We start from the raw sequence: 26,737 nt of genomic DNA on the forward strand, positions 1-26,737 counted from the left end.
TGGCGCCTCACCGAGGCAGCAGGGGCGTGGGTCCAGTCTCGAAGGACCTCGTCCGGGCGCCTTCGGAGAGAAGAGGTCATCGGGCGGCTCGCAGTCGGCGCTGACCTGCGTCGTTAGCGTCTTGGTGGAGTTCGTCGCGGCGTCCGCCGCTGTCCGCCGGCGTCCGCGTTCGCTACATGAGCCGCTCTCGTCGTCCCACAATGTGAGAAGCGACGCGGCCCCATGAGGGACACGCGCCGCTGACCTGCACAAACATGGTGGGCGATACTGGGATCGATCCAGTGACCTCGTCCGTATCAGAGATCGGGAGGGGGCCGGGAGCATCCTCTGACGTCCATCCGTGCAGGTCAGAGCGTTGCGGTGCAGTCGGTGGACGCCGCCGGACGCCCCCGACCGCGTGCTGGTTGGCGTACGCAGTTGGCGTACTGCTCAAGGCGGGGCCAGCCATGTGTCGTGCCGCCGTACCGCAGGTGCGGATTCGGCCGAACAACGCCGTCACGCGCTGGTACTGCCCATCGCCTCCTCGAAGAGATCACCAGACTCGCTGACGTTTACGCGATGCAGGGGGCCTCGCGCTGCCTATCGCCGCCGGCGTGCTGTACCTGTCGCTGGGCGTGTCGCTGAGCCCGGAGATCGCCGCGCTGTCGATGTCCGGGTCTTCTGTGATCGTCGCGGTCAACGTCCTGCTGCTCAAGCGGCTGCGGCTCCCTGCGGGGGAGGACCCTCAGGACCTGACTCCGACGCCCGTGCTGGAGGAGGTCAGTGGGGGCAGAGCACGGTGAAGGTGCTGCCCTTGCCCGGCCCCGGGCTCGTGGCGGTGATCGTGCCCCCGTGGGCGTGCGCGAGGGCGAGCGAGATCGCCAAGCCGATCCCCGAGCCCCCGTGCCCCCGATCGCGCGCGGTGTCGACCCGGTAGAAGCGCTCGAACACGTGAGGGAGGTGTTCGGCCGCTATGCCGTCGCCCGTGTCGGTCACGCTGAAGCGGACGGACCCGCGGGACGTTCGCGAGGCCGTGACCATGACCCGTCCGCCCGGAGGCGTGTGCCGGATGGCATTGCTCACCAGGTTGTCGAGGACCTGGCCCATCCGCAGCGGATCCACCTGCAGAGTCGGGAGGTGCTCTTGCACCTCCCCGTCGAGGTGGACCCCGCCGGCCGCGGCCCTCGTCTGGCCGGCGCCGATGGCGGAGGTGACGAGATCGGCCGGAGCCGTGGCACAGACCGCGAGCGGCAGCTCGCCGCTCTCAGCCTGGGTCACGGCGGCCAAGTCCTCCGAGATCCGGGTCAAGCGCAGCGCTTGCTCGCGGAGCAGCTCGATCGTCGTCGAGTCGAAGGGGCGAACCCCGTCCTCGACCGCTTCGAGGTACGCGGCGATCGTCGCGACGGGTGTGCGGACCTCGTGCGCGACGTCAGCGAGCAGGCGTTCGCGAAGTCGATCGCTGCCCTGCAGCTGCTCCGCCATGTGGTTGAACGAGGCGGCGACCTCATCGAGCTCCGGTCCCATCTGGGGTGCAGCCACGCGGGCGTCATACCGACCTGAGCCGACGCGCGTCGCCGCCTCCGACAGCGAGGACAGCGACCGACCGATCCGGCGCGTGAACACCATGCTCACAGCAAGAGACGCGAGCGCAGCGGCACCGATAGCGCAGGCCAACGCGATGGCGCTGGAGTACCGGAAGGCTTCCTCGGCGTGCAGGATCGCCTGATCGCGATCCCGCAGGTCGGCGTGCATCAGGTGCTCGTGGAAGAGCGGGGGGCCGACGAGCGCGGCGATGGCCGTGGCCGTCAGCGCGCCGACCGCGAGAACGAGCACGGCGCCGACGCGGAGCCGGGTGGCCAGGCTCCACCGAGCCGACCGGCGCTGCCCCGGGTCCGTCATGTGCCGGCACCGATGCAGTAGCCAACGCCACGGACGGTGCGGATGAAGCGCTCTCGCTCGGCCTGGGCGCCCAGCTTCTTGCGGACGTGCAGGACGTGCACGTCCACCAGGTGCTCGTCACCCACCCACCCTGGACCCCACACGTCGTCGATCAGCGCCCTCCGGGTTAGCACAGTGCTCGGTCGACGCGCGAGCGCGGCAAGGACGTCGAACTCCGTGCGCGTCAGCGAGACCACATCACCGTCCACGCGGACCTCCCGGCTCTGCGGATCGACGGTGAGCGTCCCGACCTCGAAGACCGCCGAGGGCTCGGCTTCGGGCGCCGGAACGCGTCGCGGCCTCCGCAGGAGGGTGTTGGCACGCGCGACGAGCTCGCGCGGGCTGAAGGGCTTCGTCATGTAGTCGTCCGCGCCGACCCGAAGACCCCTGAGAGTGTCGACCTCCTTGGCACGCGCGGTCAGCATGATCACGTAGCAGTCCGAGAACGAACGCAGCTGCCGGCACACCTCGACCCCATCCAGACCGGGCAGCCCAAGGTCGAGCACGACCAGGTCCGGGTCGACCTCCCGAAGGAGCGGGATCGCTTCCGCTCCGTCGTGGACCTGGTGGACCTCGAAGCCGTCGCGCTCCAGATAGCCGGCGATGACGTTGGCCAGGGGTTCCTCGTCGTCGACGACGACCGCGCGGCGACCTGCCGCACCCGGTGCAGGGCTGCTCACCCGGCCCATTGTCACGGACCAACCCCGTCGGGCGTCGACCTTCATCAAACCTTGATGCGATGACGACCGGCTCTGCGGGGATCACGAGGCAGGGTGAACAGGGCTTGTGACCGACGTGACTGCTCGAGGGAGACCTGACCGATGAACCCGATGCGCCGCCGTCTGACCGCCTCCGTTGCTGCGGCCGCCTTCGCGATGGCCCTTGCCGCATGCTCGGGCGCTGCCGACGCTGGTGAGGCGCCCACCTCGGAACAAGACACGCAGACCACCTCGATGACTCACAACGATGCCGACACGCAGTTCGCGCAGCTCATGGTCATGCACCACCAAGGAGCCATCGAGATGGCCGAGGTCGCCATCGCCCGAGCATCCAGCCCCGAGGTCCGCGCACTGGCCGAGCGCATCCGTAGCGCCCAGGGGCCGGAGATCGAGCTCATGACCGGCTGGCTCGACGACTGGGACGAGGAGACGTCGCACGACATGGACATGGACAACATGGACATGGGTGGGATGGACATGGACGGCATGAGCCAGGACGAGGTGATGGGCGAGCTCGACGATCTGGACGGGGCGGAGTTCGACCGGATCTTCCTCGAGCGCATGGTGGCGCACCACCGTGGCGCCATCGAGATGTCCGAGCAGGAGAAGGCCGACGGCATGAACCCCGACACCATGGCCCTCGCGGGAACGATCATCGACGCCCAGACGGCGGAGATCACGGAGATGCAGAACCTGCTCGCGGGTCTCTGAGTGAGTGGTCGGGACGTTCGCCCCTACGCCACCCCTGAGTCTCGGCGCAGCGTCAACGCAGGAGGTGGCTCGTCATGATGTGGTGGGGACACGGCGGATGGGGGGCCGGCGGCTGGGTGACCATGGCGCTGATGATGCTCGTCTTCTGGGGGCTCGTCGCAGCCCTCATCGTCTGGATCGTGCGCAACGCTTCGAGCGGCCAGCAGGCACCAGGCGCCGGCGATCGGACACTCCCGAGTCCTGACAGCGTGCTCGCGGACCGGTTCGCTCGCGGCGAGATCGACGAGCTCGAGTTCACGCGCCGGCGGGACACGCTGCACGGCACACGAGGCGAACCGCGACAACCGCGCGATGAGTGAGCGCTGACGTCTGCGCTCGGTCTCCAGTGCCCGGGCTCTCATGAAGGTTCCATGAAGTCGCGCAGGTGGAGGCCGGCGGCGACCAGTTCGATGCCTACCATCGTCGGTGCCGGGGCACCCCGGCACGGTCTTCTGGCGGGCGCCGAGCCCTGCCACCGCCCGAAGACTCCGCAGATCATCGATGGCAGGGACGGGGGAACCAGGATCGTGGACGCTGCAGCAGCGTCCTTGGGGTGAAGCCAGCACCACTGGCCGGGCGACTCTCTCCCGAACCCGACAGCTCACCTCGCAGGCGTCCGGGAGGACCTTCATGCCCGCACGCCCCCTCGCGCGCCACCGCGCCGCTCGCCGCCCCCTGACCGCGCTCGACGACCTCGCCTCGGCCTCCGCCGACGGCATGGCGGCTGCCGGGAAGCGGTCCGCAGCCGCCGTCATCACCTCCGGTCTGGTCATGTCGATGTCCGGCACCCCAGCCTTCGCGGCGCCCATCACGGAATCGACCGCGCTCACCGGCTCGGTGGACACCGCGCGACTGACCCAGGGCGCTCGGGCGGTTCTTGAGCAGCAGGTGGTCGCACCCTCGAACGTCGAATGGACGTTTGAAGCGCCCGCCGTGACCGCCGTTGCGCCGGCCCCCGAGCCGGAGCCGGAGCCGGTCGTCACCGCGTCTCGGTCTCGTGCGCGCGGGGCCGCACCGGCCGCAACCGCGACGGCAACGGCAACGGCAACGGCCGAGCCGACCGTCGCCGTGCCAGCGAGCGCCAACGGCAACGCGATCGTCGAGATCGCAGCACGGTACGTCGGTGTGCCCTACGTCTACGGCGGCACCACACCCAACGGCTTCGACTGCTCGGGCTTCACGTCCTACGTCTTCGCCCAGGTCGGGATCTCCCTGCCTCGCACGTCGTCTGCGCAGCGCAACGTCGGAACGGTCGTCTCCCGCGCGGACGCGCTGCCCGGCGACCTGATCTGGTCCCCGGGGCACATCGCCATCTACGCGGGTAATGGCCTCCAGGTGGACGCCCCTCGACCTGGCAAGACGATCCAGATCAGGGAGATCTGGCAGTCGAGCCCCATCTTCATCCGGGTGGGCTGAGCGCCGGTTGTCCAGACATCTCGACGCTCCACCTCCTGGCGAGCTCGAAGGCGCAACTCCTCGTACAGCGCGCCTGACGGTGTGCTCGCTCTGTGCAGGGGAGACCCTCGGCGCCTCCGACGCGCGTGCGGGCGGGCAGCTTGCGCGTCTGCGCGAGCTCGAGGCGGACGGCACTGCCCGCATCACGCTGGCCGAGTGCCTCGACGAGTGCAACCGAGGTGACGTCATCGTCGCCCGCTCTGGACGATCCGCACAGCGCCGACCCCATCGGCCGGTGTGGCTCGAGCGCGTGGCAGGGGACGACCTGACCGGGGCCCTGGCAGCCTGGCTCGCGCACGGCGGCCCAGGATTCGAGCCCCTGCCCACCGCCCTCGTGCAGCACGTCATCGAGAAGACACCCGGTCGCACCGGTCAGTCGTCGTCCTAGTGGCCCTGCGGCGAACTCCCGACTGACGAGGTCGAGTGGTCGAGTGATGGTCGGGGGAGCCGCCGCTGGCGATCCCTCGCCGACCCGGGTTCATCAGCAGGGCGCTGCGTGTTCTCCGGATGCCCGCGGGGGATCAGGCCAGCATCGTGTCGCTCGCGAGCGTCACCTGACGACGACCTCCTGGGTGTCAGGCAGAAGAACGACGTTCGCTGGCGTTCTCAGACGACCGTCTGCGCTGGTCACGCCGGTGGGCGACTCCCAACGGACTCCGACGGACGTCCCCGAACTGGAACGGGTTGCTACACGAGCCCAAGGCCGCTCCGTCAACGCTGGCGCTGAATGCCCACCCCGACGACCCGACGAACGCTGCGTGGTCATGGAGTGGACGGGTTGTCAGTTCGCGTCGATGGCACCGCCGAACGACGAGGCGATCAGCGGGCATCGGCTCTGGATCAGGGGCCTACAAGATCTGCTGTGGTTGGGCATCGTCCATGACAGCGAACTCATCGCCGGGCTGGAGCTGCAGAACCGGGTCCATCCCATGCACAGCGCCGCGCGCTTCGAGAGCCTCACGCACTACCTCCTTCCACTCAAGGAGTGCGTCGTTGAGCTAGTTGCCCGCGATCTGGCGGTGCACCGCATCGGGGGCACAACGGTCGAGGCAGCGGTCCGAGCTCGAGCCTGACCGATCGACCCCTCGTCAGCACGACCACCCAGACCGCACAGCGCGGATCACCCCTCAATCGCAGGGGGCAGGTGCTCAGTTCTCAGTCGATACCTGCTCAGACTTCAGCCGTCGTCGACCGAACGCCGGACCGTCTTGCGCTCCCCGTGCTCCAGGAAGCTTCGAGGTAGCTACGAGACGGCAGGCTCCGATCGGCCCGAAGTAGCAGGCACCGTCGATCTGCGCCGTCCGCGTCCGTCCATCGGCCCGCTGCGTACGCCAGCTGGAGACCTGGTTGGCGTACGCAGTTGGCGTACGCATGACTGAGGGCCGTTCCGATGATCCGGAAACGGCCCTCTGGCCTGCGGTCATGATGGTGGGCGATACTGGGATCGAACCAGTGACCTCTTCCGTGTCAGGGAAGCGCGCTACCGCTGCGCCAATCGCCCGGGGATGAAGCCGGGTCATGCTCGACGATCAAGAAGCTGTTACGAGGTGGAGATGGGATTCGAACCCACGTATACGGCTTTGCAGGCCGCTGCCTCGCCACTCGGCCACTCCACCCTGAGACCGCAGTCCTCAGCGGCTGCGGTCAGCCGATCAGGAGTGTCTGCCTCCGAGCGGACGACGGGATTCGAACCCGCGACCCTCACCTTGGCAAGGTGATGCTCTACCACTGAGCCACGTCCGCACAGCACGTCTCCCCGGCTTTCACCGGTGTTCCGTGTGCGTCCCGAACTCTAACTGACGATCTCCGCGAGAGTCCAACTGGCTCGCGGCAGCCGGGTGATCGTGCGGATCACGGGTCGTCGTGGTGCCGGTCGGTAGCGTGTGCGGGTGCCCGAGCAGACCTCCAGCCCCCGTGGCGTCGCGTGGTTCCGCGGCGTCGAGGCGGCCGGGGTCGTCGAGGTCGTGGACGTGCGGACCGAGCCCGAGCGGCTTGCGGAGCCGGGCTGGTGGGCGGTGGTCGGGGACTTCGAGGGGCGCGTCCGGGCCTGGCGGTTCGCCCGGACGAGCACCGGGGCCCCGTCGCCGACGGGCCCGTGGAGAGGGCCGGACGCCGGGGCCTGGACGTCGTCGCTGGACCGTGCCGCATACGTCTCGGCGGTGGACCGCGTGCGGGAGCACATCCAGGAAGGGGACGTCTACCAGGCGAATCTCTGCCGGGTCCTCAGCGCGCCGGTCCACGACGAGCCCGACGGGCGGGCGCTCGGCGCCGTGCTCGCGGCCGGCAATCCCGCGCCGTACGCGGGCGGCATCCACGTGCCGGGGGAGGTGTGGGTGGTCTCCGCGTCGCCCGAGCTGTTCCTCCGGGTCGAGGACGGCATCGTGACGTCCGGCCCGATCAAGGGCACGGCGGTCACCGCGGACGCGATGACGGACAAGGACCGCGCGGAGAACGTCATGATCACGGACCTCGTGCGCAACGACCTGCAGCGCGTGTGCGTGCCGGGCACGGTCGAGGTCACGACGCTGCTGGGTGAGGAACGTCACCCCGGCCTGGTCCACCTGGTGAGCACGGTGCAGGGCGTCCTTGCCGACGACGTCGCCCACGCTCCTGACCTCTGGGCGCGGCTTCTCGATGCCACCTACCCGCCGGGGTCGGTGTCGGGCGCCCCCAAGTCGTCGGCGCTCGACATCATCGCCGCGCTGGAGACCGTCCCGCGCGGGCCGTACTGCGGTGCGGTCGGCTGGATCGAGGTCCGGGCCGACGGATCGGTGCGCGCGGAGCTGGCCGTCGGCATCCGCACGTTCTGGTGGCACGACGGCGTGCTGCGGTTCGGCACGGGCGCCGGGATCACGTGGGGGAGCGACGCGCAGGCCGAGTGGGCCGAGACCGAGCTCAAGGCCGCGCGGCTGGTGGCGCTCGCCTCCGGCGCCGAGGTCGCGCCGATGACAGACTGACCGGATGGGTGTCGTGATCTGGTCGAACGGTCGTCTGCACGGTCCGGAGGACCTCCTCCTGTCGGGCATCGACCACGGGCTGACAGTCGGCGACGGCGTGTTCGAGACCTGCGCGGTGTACGACGGCACGGCGTTCGCGCTGACCCGGCACCTGCGTCGCCTGAGGCGGTCCGCGCTGGGCATCGGACTGGGTGAACCTGACGAGGACGCCGTCCGCGAGGGTGTCGCGGCGGTGCTCGCCGCGGCCGGACCGGACACCGGGCGGCTGCGGATCACGCTCACGGGTGGGCCAGGCCCGCTGGGCTCCTACCGGTTCGCTCCCGAGGACCAGCGCCAGAGCTTGCTCGTGCTCGCGGGGCCGGGTGCGCGGTCCGAGGTGTCGCGGGTGGTGCGGGTGCCGTGGGTCCGCAACGAGCGGTCGGCTGTCGCCGGCCTCAAGACGACGTCGTACGCGGAGAACGTCGTCGCCGTGGCCGAGGCCTACCGGCAGGGCGCCGACGAGGCTCTGCTGGCGAACACCGTCGGGGAGCTGTGCGAGGGCACGGCATCCAACGTCTTCGTCGAGCGCGGCGGCGAGCTGGTCACCCCGCCGCTGTCCAGCGGCTGCCTCGCCGGCATCACGCGCGAGCTTCTGCTCGAGTGGTCCGCCGAGGCAGGCCTCCCCGTCCGGGAGGCTGCGGCGGGGGAGCTCCGTTACGAGGTGCTCGACGAGGTCACCGGCGGGACGGCCCACCTGACGATGAGCGGTTCCATCCGCAACGTGTCGCCCGTGGCGAGCCTCGATGGCTCGGACGTCGTCGTCGGCCCGCTCTCGATGCAGGCGCAGCGGCTGTTCCAGGCGAGGTTGGCGGACGACCTCGACCCCTGACAGGTCCGGACATGCGAAGGCCGGTCCCGCGAGAGCGGAACCGGCCGTCGTGAGTGTGTGGTCAGGCAGTCAGGAGAGCGGCGATCAGCGCCGTGATCTCGCCTTCCATCCGGTCGCTCTCGGTGCCTAGAGGCACGAGGGCCTCGGTCCCGGCGAGGAACCTCTCGATGGGCTCGGTGGGAGCGGCGAGCAGCGCGCTGCCCTCGACTCCACTGAGCGACACGAGCGTGTAGTCGGGGTCTTCGTCACGCCACACCTGCACGTCACCTGTCCCGGCGGGGGCATCGGCCGTCGCGTGCATCCCCAGAGAGAGGAGCTCGCGGCCGATCAGCCAGGTCGACATGGTGTGCGGGCCGGTGAAGACCGCGCGCACCGTGTACGGATCAGAGGTTCTGAAGGAGAACTCGGCGCTCACGGGGATGACGCTGGCGTCGGACCCGATGAGCTGCATGGCGACGACCTCGACGACGTCGTAAGTCGAGCTCGTCATCGGGTCCTCCTGTTCGCAAGGGCTGGAGGTCCCATCATGGCAGGCCAGATGCCCGATTGGACCGGTAGGCGCTGCGAGTTCACCCGGAGGGACGCGCGAGTGAATGAAGATGCCGGGTGACAGCACCCATCTTGGCGACGGCGCACCCTCTTGACGCCAGTGCCACGACCTGCATCGTGGCTCGTTTCAGATTCTACGCCCCTGCCGGGTAACATCCTTCTCGATGTCACCTGCGGGTGTGCGTCGTCTTCCCGTACCGGCGTGTCGCGGGGAAGGCGCCACCTGCGACGACGGGCGATTGGCTCAGTTGGTAGAGCGCCTCGTTCACACCGAGGAGGTCATCGGTTCGAGTCCGGTATCGCCCACTCGAACAGAAGGGGTCGGCCCAGCGGGCCGGCCCCTTCTGTCATGCATATGAGGTCCGGCGGGTGGCGAGCCCGCCGGTAGCATCGAGGGGCTCGCCGCCAGGGCGAGCGGCCACGAAGGAGGCTGTACCGGTGCCCGAGCTCATCACCCTCACCGTCGACGGGATCGCGACCACGGTGGAGCCGGGGACGACGGGTACGGACCTGTACGCGGCCCGCCGCGACGTCGTCGTCGTCCGCGTGGACGGCGAGCTGCGCGACCTGCACCTCCCGCTGGCCGGCGGATCGGTCGTCGAGGCCGTGACCATCGAGGAGCCGGACGGTCTCGCGGTGCTGCGGCACTCGGCCGCGCACGTGCTGGCGCAGGCCGTGCAAGAGGTCAACCCGAAGGCGCGGCTCGGCATCGGCCCGCCGATCACCGACGGCTTCTACTACGACTTCGACGTGGACGTCCCGTTCACGCCGGAGGACCTCAAGGCGATCGAGAAGGTCATGGGCCGGATCGTCAAGGAGGGCCAGACCTTCCGGCGGTGGGACGTCACCGAGCAGGAGGCGCGCGCCGAGCTGCGCGACGAGCCGTACAAGCTGGAGCTCATCGGCCTCAAGGGCGATCCGACGGCTGCCGACGGTGCGTCCGTCGAGGTCGGCCTCGGCGGCCTGAGCATCTACCAGAACGTGCGTGGTGCCGGCCGTGAGAGCGAGGCGGTCGTCTGGCAGGACCTGTGCCGCGGGCCGCACGTCCCGAGCACCCGCCTGCTGGGCAACGGCTTCCAGCTGACCCGCTCGGCGGCCGCGTACTGGCGCGGGTCCGAGAAGAACCCGCAGCTCCAGCGCGTCTACGGCACCGCCTGGCCCACCAAGGACGAGCTGCGTGCCTACCTCGAGCGCATCGCCGAGGCCGAGCGTCGCGACCACCGCAAGCTGGGCAACGAGCTCGACCTGTTCTCCTTCCCCGAGGAGATCGGCTCCGGGCTGGCCGTGTTCCACCCCAAGGGCGGCATCATCCGCATGGAGATGGAGCACTACTCCCGCAAGCGGCACGTGGAGGCGGGCTACTCGTTCGTCAACACCCCGCACATCACCAAGGAGCAGCTGTTCCAGATCTCGGGGCACCTCGACTGGTACTCCGAGGGCATGTACCCGCCGATGACCCTGGACGAGGAGCGCGACGCCGAGGGCAACATCCGCAAGCAGGGCCAGAACTACTACCTCAAGCCCATGAACTGCCCGATGCACAACCTGATCTTCGCGGCGCGCGGGCGCTCGTACCGGGAGCTGCCGCTGCGGCTCTTCGAGTTCGGCACCGTCTACCGCTACGAGAAGTCTGGTGTGGTGCACGGCATGACTCGCGCGCGCGGGTTCACGCAGGACGACGCGCACATCTACTGCACCCGCGAGCAGATGAAGGACGAGCTGAGCAGCCTGCTGACCTTCGTCCTCGACCTGCTCAAGGACTACGGGCTGAACGACTTCTACCTGGAGCTCTCGACCAAGAACCCGGAGAAGTCGGTCGGCTCCGACGTCGTCTGGGAGGAGGCCACCGAGACGCTGCGCCAGGTGGCCGAGGCGTCCGGGCTCGACCTGGTCCCGGACCCGGGCGGCGCCGCGTTCTACGGCCCCAAGATCTCCGTGCAGGCCAAGGACGCCCTGGGCCGCACCTGGCAGATGTCGACCATCCAGCTGGACTTCAACCTGCCGGAGCGGTTCGAGCTCGAGTACACCGCGTCCGACGGCACCCGCCAGCGGCCCGTGATGATCCACCGCGCGCTGTTCGGGTCGATCGAGCGGTTCTTCGCGGTGCTCACCGAGCACTACGCCGGGGCGTTCCCCGCGTGGCTGGCGCCCGTGCAGGTGCTCGCCGTGCCGGTCGCCGAGCCGTTCGAGGGGTACCTCGACGACGTGGTGCGCCAGCTGCGGGCGCAGGGGATCCGGGCCGAGGTGGACCGTTCCGACGACCGGTTCGGCAAGAAGATCCGCAACGCCAGCACGCAGAAGATCCCGTTCGTGCTCATCGCCGGCGGCGAGGACGCCGAGGCCGGGGCGGTGTCGTTCCGGTACCGCGACGGACGTCAGGACAACGGTGTGCCCGTGGCCGAGGCGATCGAGCGGATCGTCACGGCGGTGCGTGACCGCGTGCAGGTCTGAGTCGTGCACGACGACGCCGAGCCCGCTGACCACTTCGCCGGCGTGCCGGACGGCTTCGAGCGGCTGTGGACCCCGCACCGCATGGCGTACCTCGGGGGCCAGGACAAGCCGACCGACCGCGAGGCCGGCCAGGGGTGCCCGTTCTGCCGCATCCCGACGCTCTCCGACGAGGACGGCCTCATCGTCGCGCGCGGGACGGTCGCCTACGTGGTGCTCAACCTCTACCCGTACAACTCCGGCCACCTGCTCGTCTGCCCGTACCGGCACGTCGCCGACTACACCGAGCTGACCGAGCCGGAGGTGGCCGACGTCGCGTCGCTCACCCGGACGGCGATGGGTGTCGTGCGCGAGGTGTCGGCACCGCAGGGCTTCAACGTGGGCATGAACCAGGGCGACGTCGCCGGCGCCGGGATCGCAGCCCATCTCCACCAGCACCTGGTGCCCCGGTGGGGTGGGGACTCCAACTTCCTGCCGATCGTCGGCCGCAGCCGTGCGCTGCCCGAGCTGCTCGGCGACACGCGGGCACGGCTGGCGGCCGCCTGGCCGACCGCATCGAAGGGATGATCGGCACGTGCTGAACGGACTGCGCGGTGCCATGACGCGCTTCTTCACCCCGGTCGCCAGGGCGCTCCTGCGGCTGGGCGTCTCACCGGACGCGGTGACCGTCGGGGGAACCCTCGTCGTGGTCGTCACCGCGTTGTGGGCGTTCCCCACCGGACACCTGCTCGTCGGCGCCCTGGTCATCGGGGTCTTCGTGCTCACCGACTCGCTCGACGGCGTGATGGCGCGACAGGCCGGCCGGTCCGGGCCGTGGGGAGCCTTCCTCGACTCGACCCTCGACCGGTTCGGCGATGGCGCGATCTTCGCCGGGCTCGTCCTGTGGTTCACCGCCGGCGGGGACGACCGGGTCACCGCGGTCCTGGCCCTCGCGTGCCTGGTGCTCGGCTCGATCGTCCCGTACGCCCGGGCGCGGGCGGAGGGTCTGGGCATGACCGCGTCCGGTGGCATCGCGGAGCGCGCCGACCGGCTCCTGCTCGTCCTCGTGGCGACCGCGGCGGTCGGTTTCGGCGCACCCGACGTCGTCCTCACCGTCGTGCTCGCCCTGCTGGCGCTGGCGTCGGCCGTGACGGTCGTGCAGCGGATGAGCAAGGTGTACCGCCAGGCCGCGACGCAGGTGTCCGAGTGAAGGTGGATGTCGCCCGCGCCTACGCGTTCGCGTGGAAGGTGGCCGGCCGCCTGCCCGGGCCGGTGCTCCGCGGTCTGTGCGACCTTGCGGCGGACGGTGCGTGGCTGCGCCGCGGCGGCGGTGTCCGGCAGCTGGAGAAGAACCTCGGACGCGTGCGCCCCGAGCTGGACGCGCGTGCGTTGCGTCGGCTCAGCCGCGCCGCCATGCGCTCGTACATGCGCTACTTCGGCGAGGCGTTCGCCCTGGCGACGATGTCCCGGGAGCAGGTCGACGCGCGCGTGCGGGCCGTCGGCATGGAGAACCTGCGGGCCTTCACCGACGGGAACCAGGCCGTGGTCCTCGCCCTCGGGCACACCGGCAACTGGGACCTCGCCGGCGCCTACTGCGCGCGGGCGATCGCCCCGGTGACCACCGTCGCGGAGCGCCTCGAGCCCGAGGCGCTGTTCCAGGAGTTCGTCGCGTTCCGGGAGAGCCTCGGGATCACGATCTTCGCCCTGACGGGGGAGGGCGACGTGTTCCGTGGCCTGGTGCGCGCGGCGCGTGCGGGGGCCGGGCTCCTGCCGCTGCTCGCGGACCGAGACCTCACGTCCAAGGGCGTGGAGGTCGACCTGTTCGGGCACCGCGCCCGCGTCGCTGCCGGCCCGGCCGCGCTGGCGATCACCACCGGTGCACCCCTGGTGACCACGGTCATCTACTACGAGCGGCTCCGCGGGGCGCAGCGCCGTGCCGCCGGGTCGCCCTGGGGCATCGTCATCCAGTTCAACAAGGCGATCCACATGCCGACGGACGTCCCGCGCGCCGACCGGGTGCGTGCGATGACGCAGGCGTGGGTGGACGAGTTCGCCGCCGGGGTCCGACAGCGGCCGCAGGACTGGCACATGCTCCAGAAGGTCTTCGTCGACGACCTGGACCCGGAGCGCTACGCGCAGACGCTCGCCGCGCAGGGGACCCCGAGGTGAGCCCCCGCCGCGCGGAGCGCCCCCTGCGCGTGGGCATCGTCTGCCCGTACTCCTACGACGTCCCGGGTGGCGTCCAGTTCCACGTGCGGGACCTGGCCGAGGCCCTCATCGCGCGCGGCCACGAGGTGTCGGTCCTGGTGCCGGCCGACGACGAGACGCCGATCCCGGAGTACATGACAGCCGCCGGCCGCGCGATCCCGGTCCGGTACAACGGCGCGGTCGCCCGCATGACGTTCGGGCCGGTCACCGCCGCGCGTGTCCGCAAGTGGCTCGCGGCGGGGGAGTTCGACGTGCTGCACCTGCACGAGCCGGTCACGCCCAGCCTCGGCATGCTCGCCCTGTGGATCGCGGACGGCCCGATCGTCGCCACGTTCCACACGGCCCTGATCCGGTCGCGCCCACTCCAGATGGCCTACCCGCTGGTCCGGCAGTCGCTGGAGAAGATCTCGGCCCGGATCGCCGTGTCGGAGGACGCCCGCCGCACGCTGGTCGAGCACATGGGCGGCGACGCCGTGGTGATCCCGAACGGCGTCTATGTCGACGGGTTCGCGCAGGCGCAGCCGGATCCGCGCTGGACCGGTTCTCCGGAGCGGCCCACGATCGCGTTCCTCGGGCGTCTGGACGAGGCGCGCAAGGGCCTGCCGGTCCTGCTCGAGGCGGTCCCGCGCGTGCTCGCCGAGATCCCCGGCGCACGGTTCCTCGTCGCCGGTCGCGGCGAGACCGGACCCGACGAGGTGCGGGAGCTCCTGGGCGAGGAGGCAGCAGCGGCCGTCGAGTTCCTCGGCGGGATCTCCGACGACGAGAAGGCCAGCCTGCTCGCGTCCGTCGACGTCTACTGCGGCCCGCAGACGGGTGGTGAGAGCTTCGGCATCGTCCTGGTCGAGGCGATGAGCGCTGGTGCCACCGTCGTGGCCAGCGACCTGGGGGCGTTCTCGCGGGTGCTCGACGACGGCGAGGCCGGCGTCCTGTTCCGCACGGGGGACAGCGAGGACCTGGCACGGACCCTCGTACGCGTGCTGCGCGACCCGGAGCTGCGCGCCGCGGTCTCCGCGCACGCGCTCGAGGTGGTCCGGCAGTACGACTGGGCGACCGTCACCGACCAGGTGCTGGCCGTCTACGAGATGGTCGTCGCCGGCCGGCGCTCGCCCGTCGGCGAGGACCCGTCGTCGGTGCGCGGTGCGCGTCTCCTCGAGCTCCGCCGGGGTCGGGGTGAGTCCCGATGAGGTGGTCCGAGATCACGGTCTACGTCACGATCGTCGTCGCGCTCGCCCTGTGGTGGGTGTGGGTGGCGGCGTCGCGGCTGGACCGCCTGCACCGCAAGGTCGGGACGTCCCGTGCGGTGCTCGACGCGCAGCTGGTGCGGCGTGCGACGGTGGCCGCGGAGCTCGCGACCTCCGGCGTGCTCGACCCGGTGAGCTCGGTGCTCGTCGGTGAGGCGGCGTGGGCCGCCCTGTCGACCGGCACCAGCGAGCTGCCCGCCGACCTGCTCGCCCTCGTGGGTCCGGACGACGTCCCGGTGGGCGGGGCCGCCCTGCTCGCGGTGGATCGCGGGAGCATCGAGAGCGAGCTGTCGGCCACGCTGCGCGAGGCGATGGACGAGCCCGAGGAGGTGGCCGCGCTGCGTGCCGACCCGGCAGGTGACGAGCTGGTCGGGCTGCTGGCGTCCTCCTGGTACCGGGTGCAGCTGGCGCGCCGCTTCCACAACGAGGCCGTCGCCCAGACCGCCCGGGCACGGCGCGGGCCGCTGGTCCGGCTGCTGCGTCTGGCCGGGCACGCACCCGAGCCCAGCAGCTTCGAGATGGACGACGCGTGGCCCGAGAACCTGGGCCGTCCCGGAGCGCGCAGCGGCTCCGCGGAGACCACCCCTCCGCGCTGAGACGCGCCCGGACGGGCGTCACGCACGGTCTACGATTGACCGATCAGGCCGCCGTTCCTCCGAGGAGGCGGCCGCACCCCGACCGCACCACGATCTGTGAGGCTCGACGTGACCAGCGAGAACAGCCAGCCCACCACCGCGACGCACGCCGGCGTCATCGGCACCGCCCGCGTGAAGCGGGGGATGGCCGAGATGCTCAAGGGCGGCGTCATCATGGACGTCGTCAACGCGGAGCAGGCGAAGATCGCCGAGGACGCCGGAGCGGTCGCCGTGATGGCCCTCGAGCGCGTCCCCGCCGACATTCGCGCCCAGGGCGGCGTCGCGCGGATGAGCGACCCGGACCTCATCGACGGCATCATCGAGGCCGTCTCCATCCCGGTCATGGCGAAGGCCCGGATCGGACACTTCGTCGAGGCGCAGGTGCTCCAGTCGCTCGGCGTCGACTACATCGACGAGTCCGAGGTGCTGACCCCGGCCGACTACGCGCACCACATCGACAAGTGGGCCTTCACCGTGCCCTTCGTCTGCGGAGCCACCAACCTGGGCGAGGCCCTGCGCCGCATCACCGAGGGCGCGGCCATGATCCGCTCCAAGGGCGAGGCCGGCACGGGTGACGTCTCCAACGCGACCACCCACATGCGCACGCTGCGCGACCAGATCCGTCGCCTGACCTCGCTGCCGGAGGACGAGCTGTTCGTCGCCGCCAAGGAGCTCCAGGCGCCGTACGACCTGGTCAAGGAGGTCGCCCGGGCGGGCAAGCTCCCCGTCGTGCTCTTCACCGCGGGTGGCATCGCGACCCCGTCCGACGCGGCGATGATGATGCAGCTCGGCGCTGAGGGCGTGTTCGTCGGCTCCGGCATCTTCAAGTCGGGCAACCCGGCCGAGCGTGCCGCGGCGATCGTCAAGGCGACCACGTTCTTCGACGACCCGGACGTCATCGCCAAGGTCTCGCGCGGCCTGGGCGAGGCCATGGTCGGCATCAACGTCGAGGACGTCCCGGAGCCGCACCGCCTCGCTGAGCGCGGCTGGTGACGCAGGACCACGCCAGGCCGGAGGCCGCGGACGACTCGTCCGCGGCCTCTGCCGTCCCTTCCCGGTCGAGCGCCGACGGCGGCGGTCCCGTGCACGCCCTCGGCACGGAGTGGCGGCGGGGCGACGACGGGCTGCTGTTCCGCGAGGCGGCCCGCGTGATCCTCCTCGACGAGGACGACCGCGTGCTCCTGATCCGCGGGCACGACGCCGACCAGCCCGACCGCAGCTGGTGGTTCACGGTCGGAGGCGGGATCGACGACGGCGAGGACGCACTGTCGGCCGCCGTGCGGGAGGTCCGCGAGGAGACCGGCATCCTGCTCGACCCGGGGCAGGTGCTCGGTCCGGTGTTCACGCGGTCGGCGATCTTCGACTTCTACGCCGAGCACTGCCGGCAGGACGAGATCCTCTACCTCGCTCGCGTCCCCGCATCGGCGTTCGAGTCGGTCGACCGGGCCGGCTGGACGGAGCTGGAGCTCGACGTCATCGACGAGCTGCGCTGGTGGTCGCTCGACGACCTGGACCTGGTGGATCTCGAGGTGTTCCCCGACCGGCTGGTCGATCTCGTCCGGGGGCTGCTGCCGGCGTGGGACGGCGTGACGCGACACCTCGGCCTGGCGCGCGAGTAGCTCAGGTGACGACGTTCCGCGTCGTCCAGGCGGGGTCGAGGTGCTCGTCGTGCCGCAGCACCTCGCGCAGCGCCCGCACGGCAGCGACGAGGTCCGCGTGGGTCAGGTACGGCGCCGCGACGCCCAGTCGCACGAGGTCCGGGGTCCGGAAGTCGCCGACCACGCCGCGAGCCGCGAGCGCCTGCACGATCCCGTAGGCGTCCGGATGGCGGAGAGCCACCTGTGAACCGCGCCGCCGGTCGTCCTGCGGCGACGCGAAGTCGGCGTCCGGGACCACCGTGGCGATCGCGTCGCGCAGGAAACTCGTGAGCGACAACGACCGGGCGCGGACCTCCTCGATGGTCATGCCGTCGAAGGCGCGGAGGGCCGCCTCGAGCGCCAGGAGCGAGAGCATCGGGGGAGTCCCGATCCGGGCCCGCGCGACGCCGGCGGCGCCCACGTACCCCTCGGCCATCGCGAACGGCTCCGCGTGCCCGTTCCAGCCCGGCAGGACATTGACGAACGCGTCCTGGTGCCGGGCGGCGACGTAGCCGTACGCGGGGGCGCCGGGTCCGCCGTTGAGGTACTTGTAGCCGCAGCCCACCGCGAGGTCGACGTCGTGCGCGTCGAGCCCGACCGGCAGGGCGCCCGCGGAGTGGCACAGGTCCCAGACGACGAGCGCGCCGGCGTCGTGCGCGGCCGCGGTGATCCCGGGTAGGTCCAGCAGCTCCCCGGTCCGGTAGTCCACGTGGGACAGGACGACGACGGCGACCTCCGACCCGAGACGGGCGGGGATCTCGGCCGGGGTCGCGTGCTCGACCCGCCAGCCGACCTGGGCGGCGACGCCGGCGACCACGTACTCGTCGGTGGGGAACGACCCCGGCTCCGTGAGGACGACGCCCCGGCCCGGGCGGAGCGCGGCGGCCGCGTGCAACGACTGGTGCAGCCGGACGCTGGTGGAGTCCCCGACCACCACCTGGCCGGGTGCGGCACCGATCAGCCGCCCGATCGCGTCACCCACCCGCACGGGCGCGTCCCACCAGCCGTGCGTGTTCCACGAGCCGATCAGGTCGCGGCCCCACTGCTCGCGCACCACCGACTCGATGGCCTCCGGCACGCCCACGGGCAGCGCCCCGAGGGAGTTCCCGTCGAGGTACACCACACCGTCGGGCAGCAGGAACCGGTCCCGCAGGTCCGTCTGCGCGTGCCGGGCGTCGAGCGCCGCGGCTCGCGCGTCGAGGTCGTCGAGGATCACGGCGGTGAGCCTACGGCCGTGGCCGACGCCTAGACTCGCCCGTCGTGACTGTGACCGTCGGAGTCCTCGCCCTCCAGGGAGACGTGCGCGAGCACGCGCACGCCCTGTCGTCCGTAGGGGCGCAGGCCGTGCCGGTGCGTCGCCGGCGGGAGCTCGACGCGGTCGACGCCCTCGTGATCCCCGGCGGGGAGTCGACGACGATCGACAAGCTGCTGCGGGCGTTCGAGCTGTTCGAGCCGATCCAGGACCGGTTGCGCGCCGGCATGCCGGCGTACGGCTCGTGCGCCGGCATGATCCTGCTGGCCGACCGGGTGATCGGTGGGATCGAGGGCCAGCAGACGCTCGGCGGGGTCGACGTCACCGTGCGCCGCAACGCGTTCGGGCGACAGGTGGAGTCGTTCGAGACCGACCTGTCCATCGAGGGCGTCGAGGAGCAGGTGCACGCGGTGTTCATCCGGGCACCGTGGGTCGAGGAGGTCGGGCCGGCGGCGTCGGTGCTGGCGCGCGTCGAGACGGGTCCCGCCGCCGGTAGGATCGTGGCCGTCCGCCAGGGCCCCTTGCTCGTGACCTCGTTCCACCCGGAGGTCACGGGGGACACCCGGGTGCACCAACTGTTCGTAGAGATCGTCCGCGACAACGTGTGAGGCCCAGCAGCCGGCACAGGTCGCGGGAGACGAAGGGGTAGCTGAAGCGATGTCGGGTCACTCCAAGTGGGCCACCACCAAGCACAAGAAGGCCGTGGTCGACGCCAAGCGGAGCAAGCTCTTCGCCAAGCTGATCAAGAACATCGAGGTGGCCGCGCGCACCGGCGGCGGTGACCTCGCGGGCAACCCGACCCTCTTCGACGCGGTCCAGAAGGCCAAGAAGAACTCGGTCCCGATCGACAACATCAACCGTGCCGTCAAGCGCGGGTCCGGCCAGGAGGCCGGTGGCGCCGACTACGCGACGATCATGTACGAGGGCTACGGCTCCGGCGGCATCGCGGTCCTGGTCGAGTGCCTGACCGACAACCGCAACCGCGCCGCGTCCGACGTCCGCGTCGCGTTCACGCGCAACGGCGGCCAGATGGCTGACCCCGGCTCGGTCTCGTACCTGTTCTCCCGCAAGGGTGTCGTCATCGTGCCCAAGGAGGGCACCGACGAGGACTCCGTGGTCGAGGCGGTCCTGGACGCCGGCGGCGAAGAGGTCAACGACATCGGCGAGGCCTTCGAGGTGCTCTCCGAGGCGACCGACCTCGTCCCCGTCCGCACGGCCCTGCAGAACGCCGGCATCGAGTACGACTCGGCCGACGTCGTGTTCTGGCCCGCCACCCAGATCGAGGTCGACGCCGAGGGTGCGCGCAAGATCCTGCGCCTCATCGACGCCCTCGAGGACTCTGACGACGTGCAGAACGTGTACGCGAACTTCGACGCCTCGGACGAGGTCATGGCGGAGCTCGAGGAGGACTGAGCCGGAGCGCAGCGGAGGTCGAGGGGCGCGGAGCGTCACTCGGCCGCAGTGGAGCGCAGGCTCAGGCCGACCACCTACTCCGAGGACTGACCTGCGCGCCTCCCGGTCGGCCGCCCGATGGGTTGCGACCATGACGGCGTGCGCGTCCTCGGAGTCGACCCCGGCCTGACCCGGTGCGGTCTCGGTGTCGTCGACGGCCTGACGTCCCGGCGGCTGTCGATGGTCGCCGTCGGCGTCGCCACGTCGGACGCCCTCTGGGACGTCGACCAGCGGCTGCTGTCCATCGAGCGGCAGATCGAGGAGTGGCTCGAGGAGCACGCACCCGACGCCGTGGCGGTGGAGCGGGTGTTCGCCCAGCAGAACCTGCGCACGGTCATGGGCACCGCGCAGGTGGCCGGCATCGCGATGGTCGCCGCCGCGCGCCGCCGGATCCCCGTCGCCCTGCACACGCCGAGCGAGGTCAAGGCCGCGGTGACCGGCAACGGGCGTGCGGACAAGGCGCAGGTCCAGACGATGGTGCAGCGGCTCCTCCAGCTCGACGAGCTGCCCCGGCCTGCGGACGCGGCCGACGCCCTGGCGCTCGCCGTGTGCCATCTCTGGCGGCCCGCCGGTGCCCTCGGTGCACCCCAGCGCGCGCCCGGCTCGCTCACCGCCGCGCAGCGGGCGTGGGCGACCGCCGAGCAGGCGGCCCGGCGCCGCGGCTGACCGCGTGTCTTCGTACACGTGTTCGCCTGCGTGTGCCAGAGTGTCCGTCAGCAGATTCGTTCTCGACTGATGGAGGTGGCCGGGTGATCGCGTCGGTCCACGGCACGGTGCAGGCGTTGCGGCTCGACGCCGCGGTGATCGAGGTCGGGGGAGTCGGGCTGCTCGTGCACGCGACACCGGCCACGCTCGCCGGGCTGCGGGTGGGGTCCACCGCGCAGCTGGCCACGTCCCTGCTGGTCCGGGAGGACGCGCTGACCCTGTTCGGGTTCGCCGACGCCGACGAGCGCGAGGTCTTCGAGACCGTCCAGACGGTCAGCGGGGTCGGCCCCCGGCTGGCGCTGGCGATGCTCGCGGTGCACACGCCCGACGGTCTGCGGCGCGCGGTGCTCGACGAGGACCTCAAGGCGCTCCAGCGCGTGCCGGGCATCGGCCTGAAGGGTGCCCAGCGCATCGTGCTCGAGCTCAAGGACCGGATCGGCGCTCCCGCCAACGTGGCCGCCCCGACGTCAGCGGTGTTCGGCGGTGACCGTCGCGACCAGGTGGTCGAGGCCCTCGTCGGCCTCGGCTGGAACGCGCGGGCGGCGGGCGACGCCGTCTCGACCGTCCTGGAGGGCACGGAGGGCCCGGTGGCGGCCGACGAGGTCGCGGGCGTGCTGCGCGCGGCGCTCCGGACGCTGGGCGGCGGACATGGCTGACGACCACGAGGAGCTGGTGACCGAACGTTTCGCCGCCGAGTCGCTCGTCCGGTCCGGCGCCGACGATCTCGAACGTGCAGCCGAGGCCGCGCTGCGACCGCGCCGGCTCGACGAGTTCGTGGGCCAGCGCGTGGTGCGCGACCAGCTCTCGCTCGTGCTCGACGCCGCGCGCGGGCGCGGCAAGGCACCCGACCACGTGCTGCTCTCCGGGCCGCCGGGGCTCGGCAAGACGACGCTGGCGATGATCATCGCGGCCGAGATGGGCGCCCCCCTGCGGGTCACCAGTGGTCCTGCCATCCAGCATGCGGGCGACCTCGCGGCCGTCCTTTCCTCGCTCGAGGAGGGCGAGGTCCTCTTCCTCGACGAGATCCACCGCCTGGCGCGCCCGGCCGAAGAGCTGCTCTACATGGCCATGGAGGACTTCCGGGTCGACGTCATCGTCGGCAAGGGTGCGGGCGCCAGCGCGATCCCGCTGACCCTGCCGCCGTTCACTGTCGTCGGTGCCACCACTCGCGCCGGCCTGCTCCCGGCGCCCCTGCGCGACCGGTTCGGGTTCACCGCACACCTCGACTTCTACTCGTCCGACGAGCTCGAGCGTGTCCTCGTCCGATCCGCCGGCCTTCTCGGCGTGCCGCTGGACCACACCGCCGCCGCCGAGCTGGCCTCGCGCTCCCGCGGCACGCCCCGCATCGCGAACCGGCTGCTCAGGCGCGTGCGCGACTGGGCGGAGGTCCGCGGCGACGGCACGCTCAGCCTCGTCGCCGCCCGTGCCGCGCTCGAGGTCTACGAGGTCGACGACCTGGGGCTCGACCGGCTCGACAGGGCCGTGCTGACGGCCTTGTGCACGCGCTTCGGCGGAGGACCGGTGGGACTCACCACGCTCGCGGTGGCGGTCGGCGAGGAGCCGGAGACGGTGGAGACGGTCGCCGAGCCGTTCCTGGTCCGCGAGGGCCTGGTCGGCCGCACGCCACGCGGTCGGATCGCGCTCCCGGCGGCCTGGACCCACCTCGGTCTCGAGGTCCCCCACGGATCGGGCACACTGTTCGGCTGAGCCGCTGCTCGTGCACAGATCTCGGAACCCTCATCGGGGCTCGTGCGTTGGAGCGGCGAGCCGCTGCGCCTAGACTGCGGCGGACACACCACCCCGATCGGAGCCGTACCGCCGTGGAACTCATGCTCATCCTGGCCATCGCCCTGGGCGCCCTCTGGCTCATGTCGAGCCGTACCCGCAAGCAGCAGCGAGCGGCATCGGAGTTCCGCAACAACCTCGTGGCGGGTGACGAGGTCATGACGGCGTCGGGCCTGCTGGGCACCGTCGTGGCGGTCGAGGACGACGTGATCACGCTCGAGTCGAGCCCCGGCGCCCAGACGCGCTGGATCCGCGCGGCGATCGCCAAGAAGATCGAGCCGCCGGTCGACGAGATCGACGACGTCGAGGACGACGAGCTCGAGGACGACGTCGACGACGAGGACGACGTGGTCAGCGATGCCGACCGCATCAGCCACGCGAACGACGACGTGATCGACGTCCCGGACGACCTGTCCTCGCTGCCGCCCGCCCGCAAGGACGGGGAGCCGGACACCAAGTAGACCGTTCGGTCCGGGTGACGACGCCCGGACCTCGACCCCACCGGTTGCCCTGCGCGGCCGGTGCGCGCACGAGAGAAGAACTCCGTTGGCTCCTCCCACCCGCCGTCAGAGGCCCGTCCGCACGCTCCTCGTGCTCGGGATCCTCATCTTCGCGCTCCTCGGCACCATCGCCGCGGGGACCAAGTGGTCCACCGCGTCGTGGACGCCGAACCTCGCGCTCGACCTCGAGGGCGGGACGCAGATCATCCTGACCCCGGTCGCGGAGAACGGCGAGGAGGTGACTTCGCAGACGATCGCCCAGGCGATCGACGTGATCCGCCAGCGGGTCGACTCCTCGGGCGTCGCGGAGGCCGAGATCACTAGCCAGAGCGGCGGCAAGATCGTCGTGGCGCTCCCCGGCAACCCGAGCGAGGAGACCCTCAAGCTCGTCGAGACCTCCGCGCAGATGGCGTTCCGGCCCGTGCTGGCCATCGGCAACCCGACGCCGACGGACACGACGCCGACCCCGGAGCCCACGGAGTCCGCAGCCGCGACCGACCCGGCCGCGCCGGCGCCGACCCCCACGCCCACCGCCGCGGCGGAGGAGCCGTCGGACGTGCCGTCCAAGGCAGCGCCCGACAGCCCCAGCGACATCGCGTACTACGTCACCCCGGCCGTCCAGGCCGAGTTCGACGCCCTGGACTGCACCGATCCCTCCAACCTCACGGGTGGCGTGAACGGCGACCCGGACAAGGCCTTCGTCACGTGCGGCCAGGACGGCAGCGCGAAGTACATCCTTGGACCGGTCGAGATCGAGGGCGCGCGGATCTCCAGCGCGACCTCCGGCCTGAACCAGCTGCCCAGCGGCGGTCAGGGCAACCTGTGGGTCGTCAACATCGCGTTCGACAACGAGGGCACGACGCAGTTCACCGACGTGACCACGCGTCTGCAGGGGCTCGCGGCTTCCCCGCCGCAGAACCAGTTCGCGATGGTGCTCGACGGGCTCGTCATCTCGGCACCGAGCCTCGACACCGGCGTGATCATCGCGGACGGCAAGGCGGAGATCTCCGGCACGTTCACGCGTGAGTCGGCGGCCAGCCTGGCCAACCAGCTCAACTTCGGCTCGCTGCCGCTCACGTTCACCGTGGAGAGCAAGGAGCAGATCTCGGCCACCCTCGGCTCCGAGCAGCTCCAGAAGGGCCTGCTCGCCGGCCTCATCGGGCTCGGCCTCGTCGTGCTCTACTCACTCCTCCAGTACCGCGCCCTAGGACTGGTGACGGTGGCGTCGCTGATCATCGCCGGCGCGCTCACGTACAGCATCATCACGCTGCTGTCCTGGACCCAGGGCTACCGGCTCTCGCTGCCCGGTGTCGCCGGTCTGATCGTGGCCATCGGCATCACGGCGGACTCGTTCATCGTGTACTTCGAACGCATCCGTGACGAGCTGCGGGAGGGCCGCACCCTCGTCGCCGCCGTCGACCGCGGGTGGGAGCGCGCGCGCCGGACCATCCTGGCCTCGGACGCAGTGAACTTCCTCGCCGCGATCGTGCTCTACCTGCTCGCCGTCGGCAGCGTCCGTGGGTTCGCCTTCACCCTCGGTCTCACCACGCTCATCGACGTGCTCGTGGTCTTCATGTTCACGCACCCGCTCATGCAGCTCATCGCGCGGACGAAGTTCTTCGGTCAGGGACACCGGCTCTCCGGGCTCGACCCGCGCCGCCTCGGTGCCCCCGAGACGCGCTACGTCGGCCGCGGTCGAGTCGTCCACGGCCCGCGCTCCTCCGCCGACGAGGTGGTCGAGGACGCTCCGGTCGACGCCGAGGCGACGCCCCGCGTGCCGGTCGCCGTCGGCGGCGGGACGAGCGGGCTGACGATCGCCGAGCGGCGTGCGGCGGCCCGCGCGGCCGAGCAGAAGACCGGGGCGACCGATGCCCCGGTCGACGCACCTGCCCAGGACGCCGAGCCCGAGTCCGGGCGCACCGAGGGGAACGAGCACTGATGGCCTCCGGATTCGCCCAGTGGGGCAACGACCTCTACACCGGCCGCCGGTCGTACGACATCGTCGGCCGCCGCAAGATCTGGTTCACAATCTCCACGATCCTCGTGGTCCTGTCCGCGGTGCTGCTGATCAAGCCGGGCCTCAACCCCGGCATCGAGTTCCGCGGCGGGTCCGAGTTCGTCGTCTCCGACGTCGTCGAGACCGACCAGCAGCTCGCCATCGACACCGTGCTGGCCATCTCCCCGGACGAGCAGCCGAAGGTCACGACCGTCGGTTCCAACGCGCTCCGCATCCAGACCTCGACCCTCACCGCCGACGAGGTGACCGAGGTCAAGAACGCCCTGGCCGCCGCGTTCGACGTGTCGGCGGCGACCGACGTCACCAGCTCGTTCATCGGGCCGTCGTGGGGCAAGGACATCTCCCAGAAGGCCATCACCGGCATCCTGGTGTTCCTGCTGTTCGTCACGATCGTGATGACGATCTACTTCCGCAACTGGCGGATGGCGATCGCCGCCCTCATCGCCCTGTTCCACGACCTGATCATCACCGTCGGCGTGTACGCAGGCGTCGGCTGGGAGGTCACGCCGGCCACGGTGATCGGCTTCCTGACCATCCTCGGGTACTCGATCTACGACACGGTCGTGGTGTTCGACAAGGTGCGGGAGAACACCGCCGACACGCTGATGCAGACGCGGTACACCTACGCGGAGAAGGCGAACCTCGCGGTCAACCAGACGCTGGTGCGCTCGATCAACACCTCGGTGGTGGCCCTGCTCCCCGTGAGCGCGATCCTCTTCGTCGGGGCGTTCGTCCTCGGCGCGGGCACGCTGCGGGACATCGCCCTCGCCCTGTTCGTCGGCATGCTGATCGGCACGTTCTCGTCGATCTTCCTGGCCACCCCGTTCGAGGTGGCGCTGCGCGAGCGTGAGCCCGCGATCCGCGAGCACACCAAGAAGGTCCTGGACGCCCGCGCCGCGCGTGCCGAGTCGGGCGACGACGACCCCGTCTCCGCTGGTCAGGTCCGCGTGGCGGTCGGTGCGCTCAAGCCGGGAGCCCACCAGGGCGTCACCGCGCAGCCGAAGCGGAAGCGATGACCGTTCCCGACCGCACGGCGGGGCCGCCCACGGGCGTCCCCGCCGCGCGCGCGGACGTGCTGCGCCGTATCGACGAGCTGGTGCGGCTGGTGCCGGACTACCCGCAGCCGGGAATCCTGTTCCGCGACATCATGCCGCTGCTCGCGGACGCCTCGGCCTTCGCCGACGTGATCGGCGAGATCGCGGGGCGCGTGGACGGGCCGGTCGATCTCGTGGCCGGCATGGAGGCACGCGGGTTCCTGCTCGCCGCGCCCGTCGCCGTCGCGCTCGGCGCCGGCGTGCTCCCGGTCCGCAAGGCCGGCAAGCTGCCGGGTCCGACGGCGTCGGAGTCGTACGAGCTCGAGTACGGCACGGCGACCATCGAGATCCACCCCGCCACGGTGCCCGACGGTGCTCGCGTGCTGGTGATCGACGACGTGCTGGCCACGGGCGGTACTGCGGCGGCGACGGTGGCGCTGCTCCAGCGCTGCGGTGCGGACGTCGTGGGCCTCTCGTTCCTGGTGGAGCTCGAGGCCCTGCGGGGACGCGACCTGCTCACGGGTCACGCGATCGACGTCCTGGTCTCCGTGCCCTGACCAGCGTGGTCGCTGCGCTCGTGACCGTCCCACCCGTCGCACGGTCGTAGACTGTCGCCTCGACCGTGGGAG

General features: G+C 71.1%; 29 protein-coding genes, 4 tRNA genes and 1 riboswitch. Of the genes, 26 read left to right on the top strand and 7 right to left on the bottom strand.

From position 1 onward, the window contains the following. Positions 1–593: 593 nt before the first annotated feature. Positions 594–782 (top strand): hypothetical protein, encoded by a 189-nt coding sequence (locus HP550_RS10105; protein WP_210767935.1) that lies wholly within the window; start codon positions 594–596, stop codon positions 780–782. Here HP550_RS10105 and HP550_RS10110 read toward each other — a convergent pair. Together HP550_RS10110 and HP550_RS10115 are read right to left on the bottom strand one after the other, a co-directional pair. After that, positions 760–1,731, bottom strand: a complete 972-nt coding sequence (locus HP550_RS10110; RefSeq protein ID WP_343048100.1) for a sensor histidine kinase — start codon at positions 1,729–1,731, stop codon at positions 760–762. The genes HP550_RS10105 and HP550_RS10110 overlap by 23 nt on opposite strands. 143 nt (positions 1,732–1,874) lie before the next feature. Then, positions 1,875–2,597 (bottom strand): response regulator, encoded by a 723-nt coding sequence (locus HP550_RS10115; protein WP_425484436.1) that lies wholly within the window; start codon positions 2,595–2,597, stop codon positions 1,875–1,877. Positions 2,598–2,870: 273 nt separating this feature from the next. Here HP550_RS10115 and HP550_RS10120 point away from each other — a divergent pair, with 273 nt between their 5' ends. The 5 genes from HP550_RS10120 (at position 2,871) to HP550_RS10140 (ending at position 5,914) form a co-directional block, all read left to right on the top strand. Continuing rightward, positions 2,871–3,347, top strand: coding sequence for a DUF305 domain-containing protein (locus tag HP550_RS10120; protein ID WP_246280755.1), 477 nt, complete (start codon positions 2,871–2,873; stop codon positions 3,345–3,347). A 116-nt stretch (positions 3,348–3,463) separates the two neighbouring features. Beyond that, positions 3,464–3,706, top strand: coding sequence for an SHOCT domain-containing protein (locus HP550_RS10125; RefSeq protein ID WP_425484437.1), 243 nt, complete (start codon positions 3,464–3,466; stop codon positions 3,704–3,706). A gap of 159 nt (positions 3,707–3,865) precedes the next feature. After that, positions 3,866–4,014: riboswitch (cyclic di-AMP (ydaO/yuaA leader) on the top strand. Between the two features lie 2 nt (positions 4,015–4,016). Beyond that, a complete protein-coding gene (locus tag HP550_RS10130) occupies positions 4,017–4,802 on the top strand; it encodes a C40 family peptidase (RefSeq protein ID WP_175347568.1) in 786 nt (261 codons plus the stop codon). Between the two features lie 289 nt (positions 4,803–5,091). Then, positions 5,092–5,229, top strand: coding sequence for a hypothetical protein (locus HP550_RS10135; RefSeq protein ID WP_175347569.1), 138 nt, complete (start codon positions 5,092–5,094; stop codon positions 5,227–5,229). Between the two features lie 370 nt (positions 5,230–5,599). After that, positions 5,600–5,914, top strand: a complete 315-nt coding sequence (locus HP550_RS10140) for a hypothetical protein (RefSeq protein WP_175347570.1) — start codon at positions 5,600–5,602, stop codon at positions 5,912–5,914. Positions 5,915–6,267: 353 nt separating this feature from the next. Here HP550_RS10140 and HP550_RS10145 read toward each other — a convergent pair. The 3 genes from HP550_RS10145 to HP550_RS10155 form a co-directional block, all read right to left on the bottom strand. Further along, positions 6,268–6,342: transfer RNA gene (locus HP550_RS10145), tRNA-Val, on the bottom strand. Positions 6,343–6,386: 44 nt separating this feature from the next. Further along, positions 6,387–6,457, bottom strand: a tRNA-Cys gene (locus HP550_RS10150). Positions 6,458–6,512: 55 nt separating this feature from the next. After that, positions 6,513–6,584: transfer RNA gene (locus HP550_RS10155), tRNA-Gly, on the bottom strand. Positions 6,585–6,730: 146 nt separating this feature from the next. Here HP550_RS10155 and HP550_RS10160 point away from each other — a divergent pair. Then, positions 6,731–7,798, top strand: coding sequence for a chorismate-binding protein (locus tag HP550_RS10160; protein ID WP_343048101.1), 1,068 nt, complete (start codon positions 6,731–6,733; stop codon positions 7,796–7,798). A gap of 4 nt (positions 7,799–7,802) precedes the next feature. Further along, positions 7,803–8,666: an aminotransferase class IV gene (locus HP550_RS10165; RefSeq protein WP_175347572.1), complete on the top strand. Its 864-nt coding sequence runs from the start codon at positions 7,803–7,805 to the stop codon at positions 8,664–8,666. A gap of 61 nt (positions 8,667–8,727) precedes the next feature. Here the strand turns inward: HP550_RS10165 and HP550_RS10170 are convergent, their stop codons facing one another. Next, positions 8,728–9,156 (bottom strand): SsgA family sporulation/cell division regulator, encoded by a 429-nt coding sequence (locus tag HP550_RS10170; RefSeq protein ID WP_175347573.1) that lies wholly within the window; start codon positions 9,154–9,156, stop codon positions 8,728–8,730. A 292-nt stretch (positions 9,157–9,448) separates the two neighbouring features. Between HP550_RS10170 and HP550_RS10175 the strand changes: the two genes are divergently transcribed. The 9 genes from HP550_RS10175 (at position 9,449) to HP550_RS10215 (ending at position 17,345) form a co-directional block, all read left to right on the top strand. After that, positions 9,449–9,521 (top strand) — tRNA-Val (locus tag HP550_RS10175). A 132-nt stretch (positions 9,522–9,653) separates the two neighbouring features. Next, positions 9,654–11,666: a threonine--tRNA ligase gene (gene thrS, locus HP550_RS10180; RefSeq protein WP_175347574.1), complete on the top strand. Its 2,013-nt coding sequence runs from the start codon at positions 9,654–9,656 to the stop codon at positions 11,664–11,666. 3 nt (positions 11,667–11,669) lie between these two features. Next, positions 11,670–12,230 (top strand): HIT family protein, encoded by a 561-nt coding sequence (locus tag HP550_RS10185; protein WP_343048102.1) that lies wholly within the window; start codon positions 11,670–11,672, stop codon positions 12,228–12,230. A gap of 7 nt (positions 12,231–12,237) precedes the next feature. Continuing rightward, positions 12,238–12,852 carry a phosphatidylinositol phosphate synthase gene (pgsA, locus tag HP550_RS10190; protein ID WP_175347575.1) on the top strand — a complete coding sequence of 205 codons (615 nt, stop codon included), beginning with the start codon at positions 12,238–12,240 and terminating at the stop codon, positions 12,850–12,852. Further along, a complete protein-coding gene (locus tag HP550_RS10195) occupies positions 12,849–13,811 on the top strand; it encodes a phosphatidylinositol mannoside acyltransferase (RefSeq protein WP_175347576.1) in 963 nt (320 codons plus the stop codon). The genes pgsA and HP550_RS10195 overlap by 4 nt, the downstream gene beginning before the upstream one ends. A gap of 23 nt (positions 13,812–13,834) precedes the next feature. Then, entirely contained in the window at positions 13,835–15,034 is a 1,200-nt protein-coding gene (locus HP550_RS10200; protein ID WP_175347741.1) for a glycosyltransferase family 4 protein, read from the top strand. After that, positions 15,031–15,687: a hypothetical protein gene (locus HP550_RS10205; RefSeq protein ID WP_175347577.1), complete on the top strand. Its 657-nt coding sequence runs from the start codon at positions 15,031–15,033 to the stop codon at positions 15,685–15,687. Before HP550_RS10200 ends, HP550_RS10205 begins: the two co-directional genes overlap by 4 nt. Positions 15,688–15,795: 108 nt before the next feature. Further along, on the top strand, positions 15,796–16,719 hold the full coding sequence (gene pdxS, locus HP550_RS10210) for a pyridoxal 5'-phosphate synthase lyase subunit PdxS (protein ID WP_175347578.1): 924 nt from the start codon (positions 15,796–15,798) through the stop codon (positions 16,717–16,719). Then, the gene (locus HP550_RS10215) at positions 16,716–17,345 is read left to right on the top strand and encodes an NUDIX domain-containing protein (RefSeq protein WP_175347579.1); all 630 of its coding nucleotides are present in this window, start codon (positions 16,716–16,718) and stop codon (positions 17,343–17,345) included. Before pdxS ends, HP550_RS10215 begins: the two co-directional genes overlap by 4 nt. A gap of 1 nt (position 17,346) precedes the next feature. Here the strand turns inward: HP550_RS10215 and kynU are convergent, their stop codons facing one another. Then, positions 17,347–18,579 carry a kynureninase gene (gene kynU / locus HP550_RS10220; RefSeq protein WP_175347580.1) on the bottom strand — a complete coding sequence of 411 codons (1,233 nt, stop codon included), beginning with the start codon at positions 18,577–18,579 and terminating at the stop codon, positions 17,347–17,349. 44 nt (positions 18,580–18,623) lie between these two features. On the opposite strand from kynU, the gene pdxT reads away from it, so the two are divergent. From pdxT to HP550_RS10265, 9 genes are all read left to right on the top strand, one after another. Further along, the gene (pdxT, locus tag HP550_RS10225; protein ID WP_175347581.1) at positions 18,624–19,223 is read left to right on the top strand and encodes a pyridoxal 5'-phosphate synthase glutaminase subunit PdxT; all 600 of its coding nucleotides are present in this window, start codon (positions 18,624–18,626) and stop codon (positions 19,221–19,223) included. Between the two features lie 49 nt (positions 19,224–19,272). After that, a complete protein-coding gene (locus tag HP550_RS10230) occupies positions 19,273–20,028 on the top strand; it encodes a YebC/PmpR family DNA-binding transcriptional regulator (RefSeq protein WP_056095081.1) in 756 nt (251 codons plus the stop codon). A gap of 138 nt (positions 20,029–20,166) precedes the next feature. Further along, complete coding sequence (ruvC, locus tag HP550_RS10235) at positions 20,167–20,733, top strand: crossover junction endodeoxyribonuclease RuvC (RefSeq protein ID WP_175347582.1); 567 nt, start codon at positions 20,167–20,169, stop codon at positions 20,731–20,733. A gap of 83 nt (positions 20,734–20,816) precedes the next feature. Continuing rightward, entirely contained in the window at positions 20,817–21,428 is a 612-nt protein-coding gene (gene ruvA, locus HP550_RS10240) for a Holliday junction branch migration protein RuvA (RefSeq protein ID WP_175347583.1), read from the top strand. Beyond that, positions 21,421–22,479 (top strand): Holliday junction branch migration DNA helicase RuvB, encoded by a 1,059-nt coding sequence (ruvB, locus tag HP550_RS10245; protein ID WP_175347584.1) that lies wholly within the window; start codon positions 21,421–21,423, stop codon positions 22,477–22,479. Before ruvA ends, ruvB begins: the two co-directional genes overlap by 8 nt. 122 nt (positions 22,480–22,601) lie before the next feature. Further along, entirely contained in the window at positions 22,602–23,018 is a 417-nt protein-coding gene (gene yajC / locus HP550_RS10250; RefSeq protein WP_175347742.1) for a preprotein translocase subunit YajC, read from the top strand. An 85-nt stretch (positions 23,019–23,103) separates the two neighbouring features. After that, the gene (secD, locus tag HP550_RS10255; protein ID WP_175347585.1) at positions 23,104–24,996 is read left to right on the top strand and encodes a protein translocase subunit SecD; all 1,893 of its coding nucleotides are present in this window, start codon (positions 23,104–23,106) and stop codon (positions 24,994–24,996) included. Beyond that, the gene (gene secF, locus HP550_RS10260; protein ID WP_175347586.1) at positions 24,996–26,090 is read left to right on the top strand and encodes a protein translocase subunit SecF; all 1,095 of its coding nucleotides are present in this window, start codon (positions 24,996–24,998) and stop codon (positions 26,088–26,090) included. Before secD ends, secF begins: the two co-directional genes overlap by 1 nt. After that, positions 26,087–26,665, top strand: coding sequence for an adenine phosphoribosyltransferase (locus HP550_RS10265; protein ID WP_175347587.1), 579 nt, complete (start codon positions 26,087–26,089; stop codon positions 26,663–26,665). The genes secF and HP550_RS10265 overlap by 4 nt, the downstream gene beginning before the upstream one ends. Positions 26,666–26,737 lie beyond the last annotated feature (72 nt).

Source organism: Cellulomonas humilata (assembly GCF_013359775.1).
Lineage (GTDB): Bacteria > Actinomycetota > Actinomycetes > Actinomycetales > Cellulomonadaceae > Cellulomonas > Cellulomonas humilata.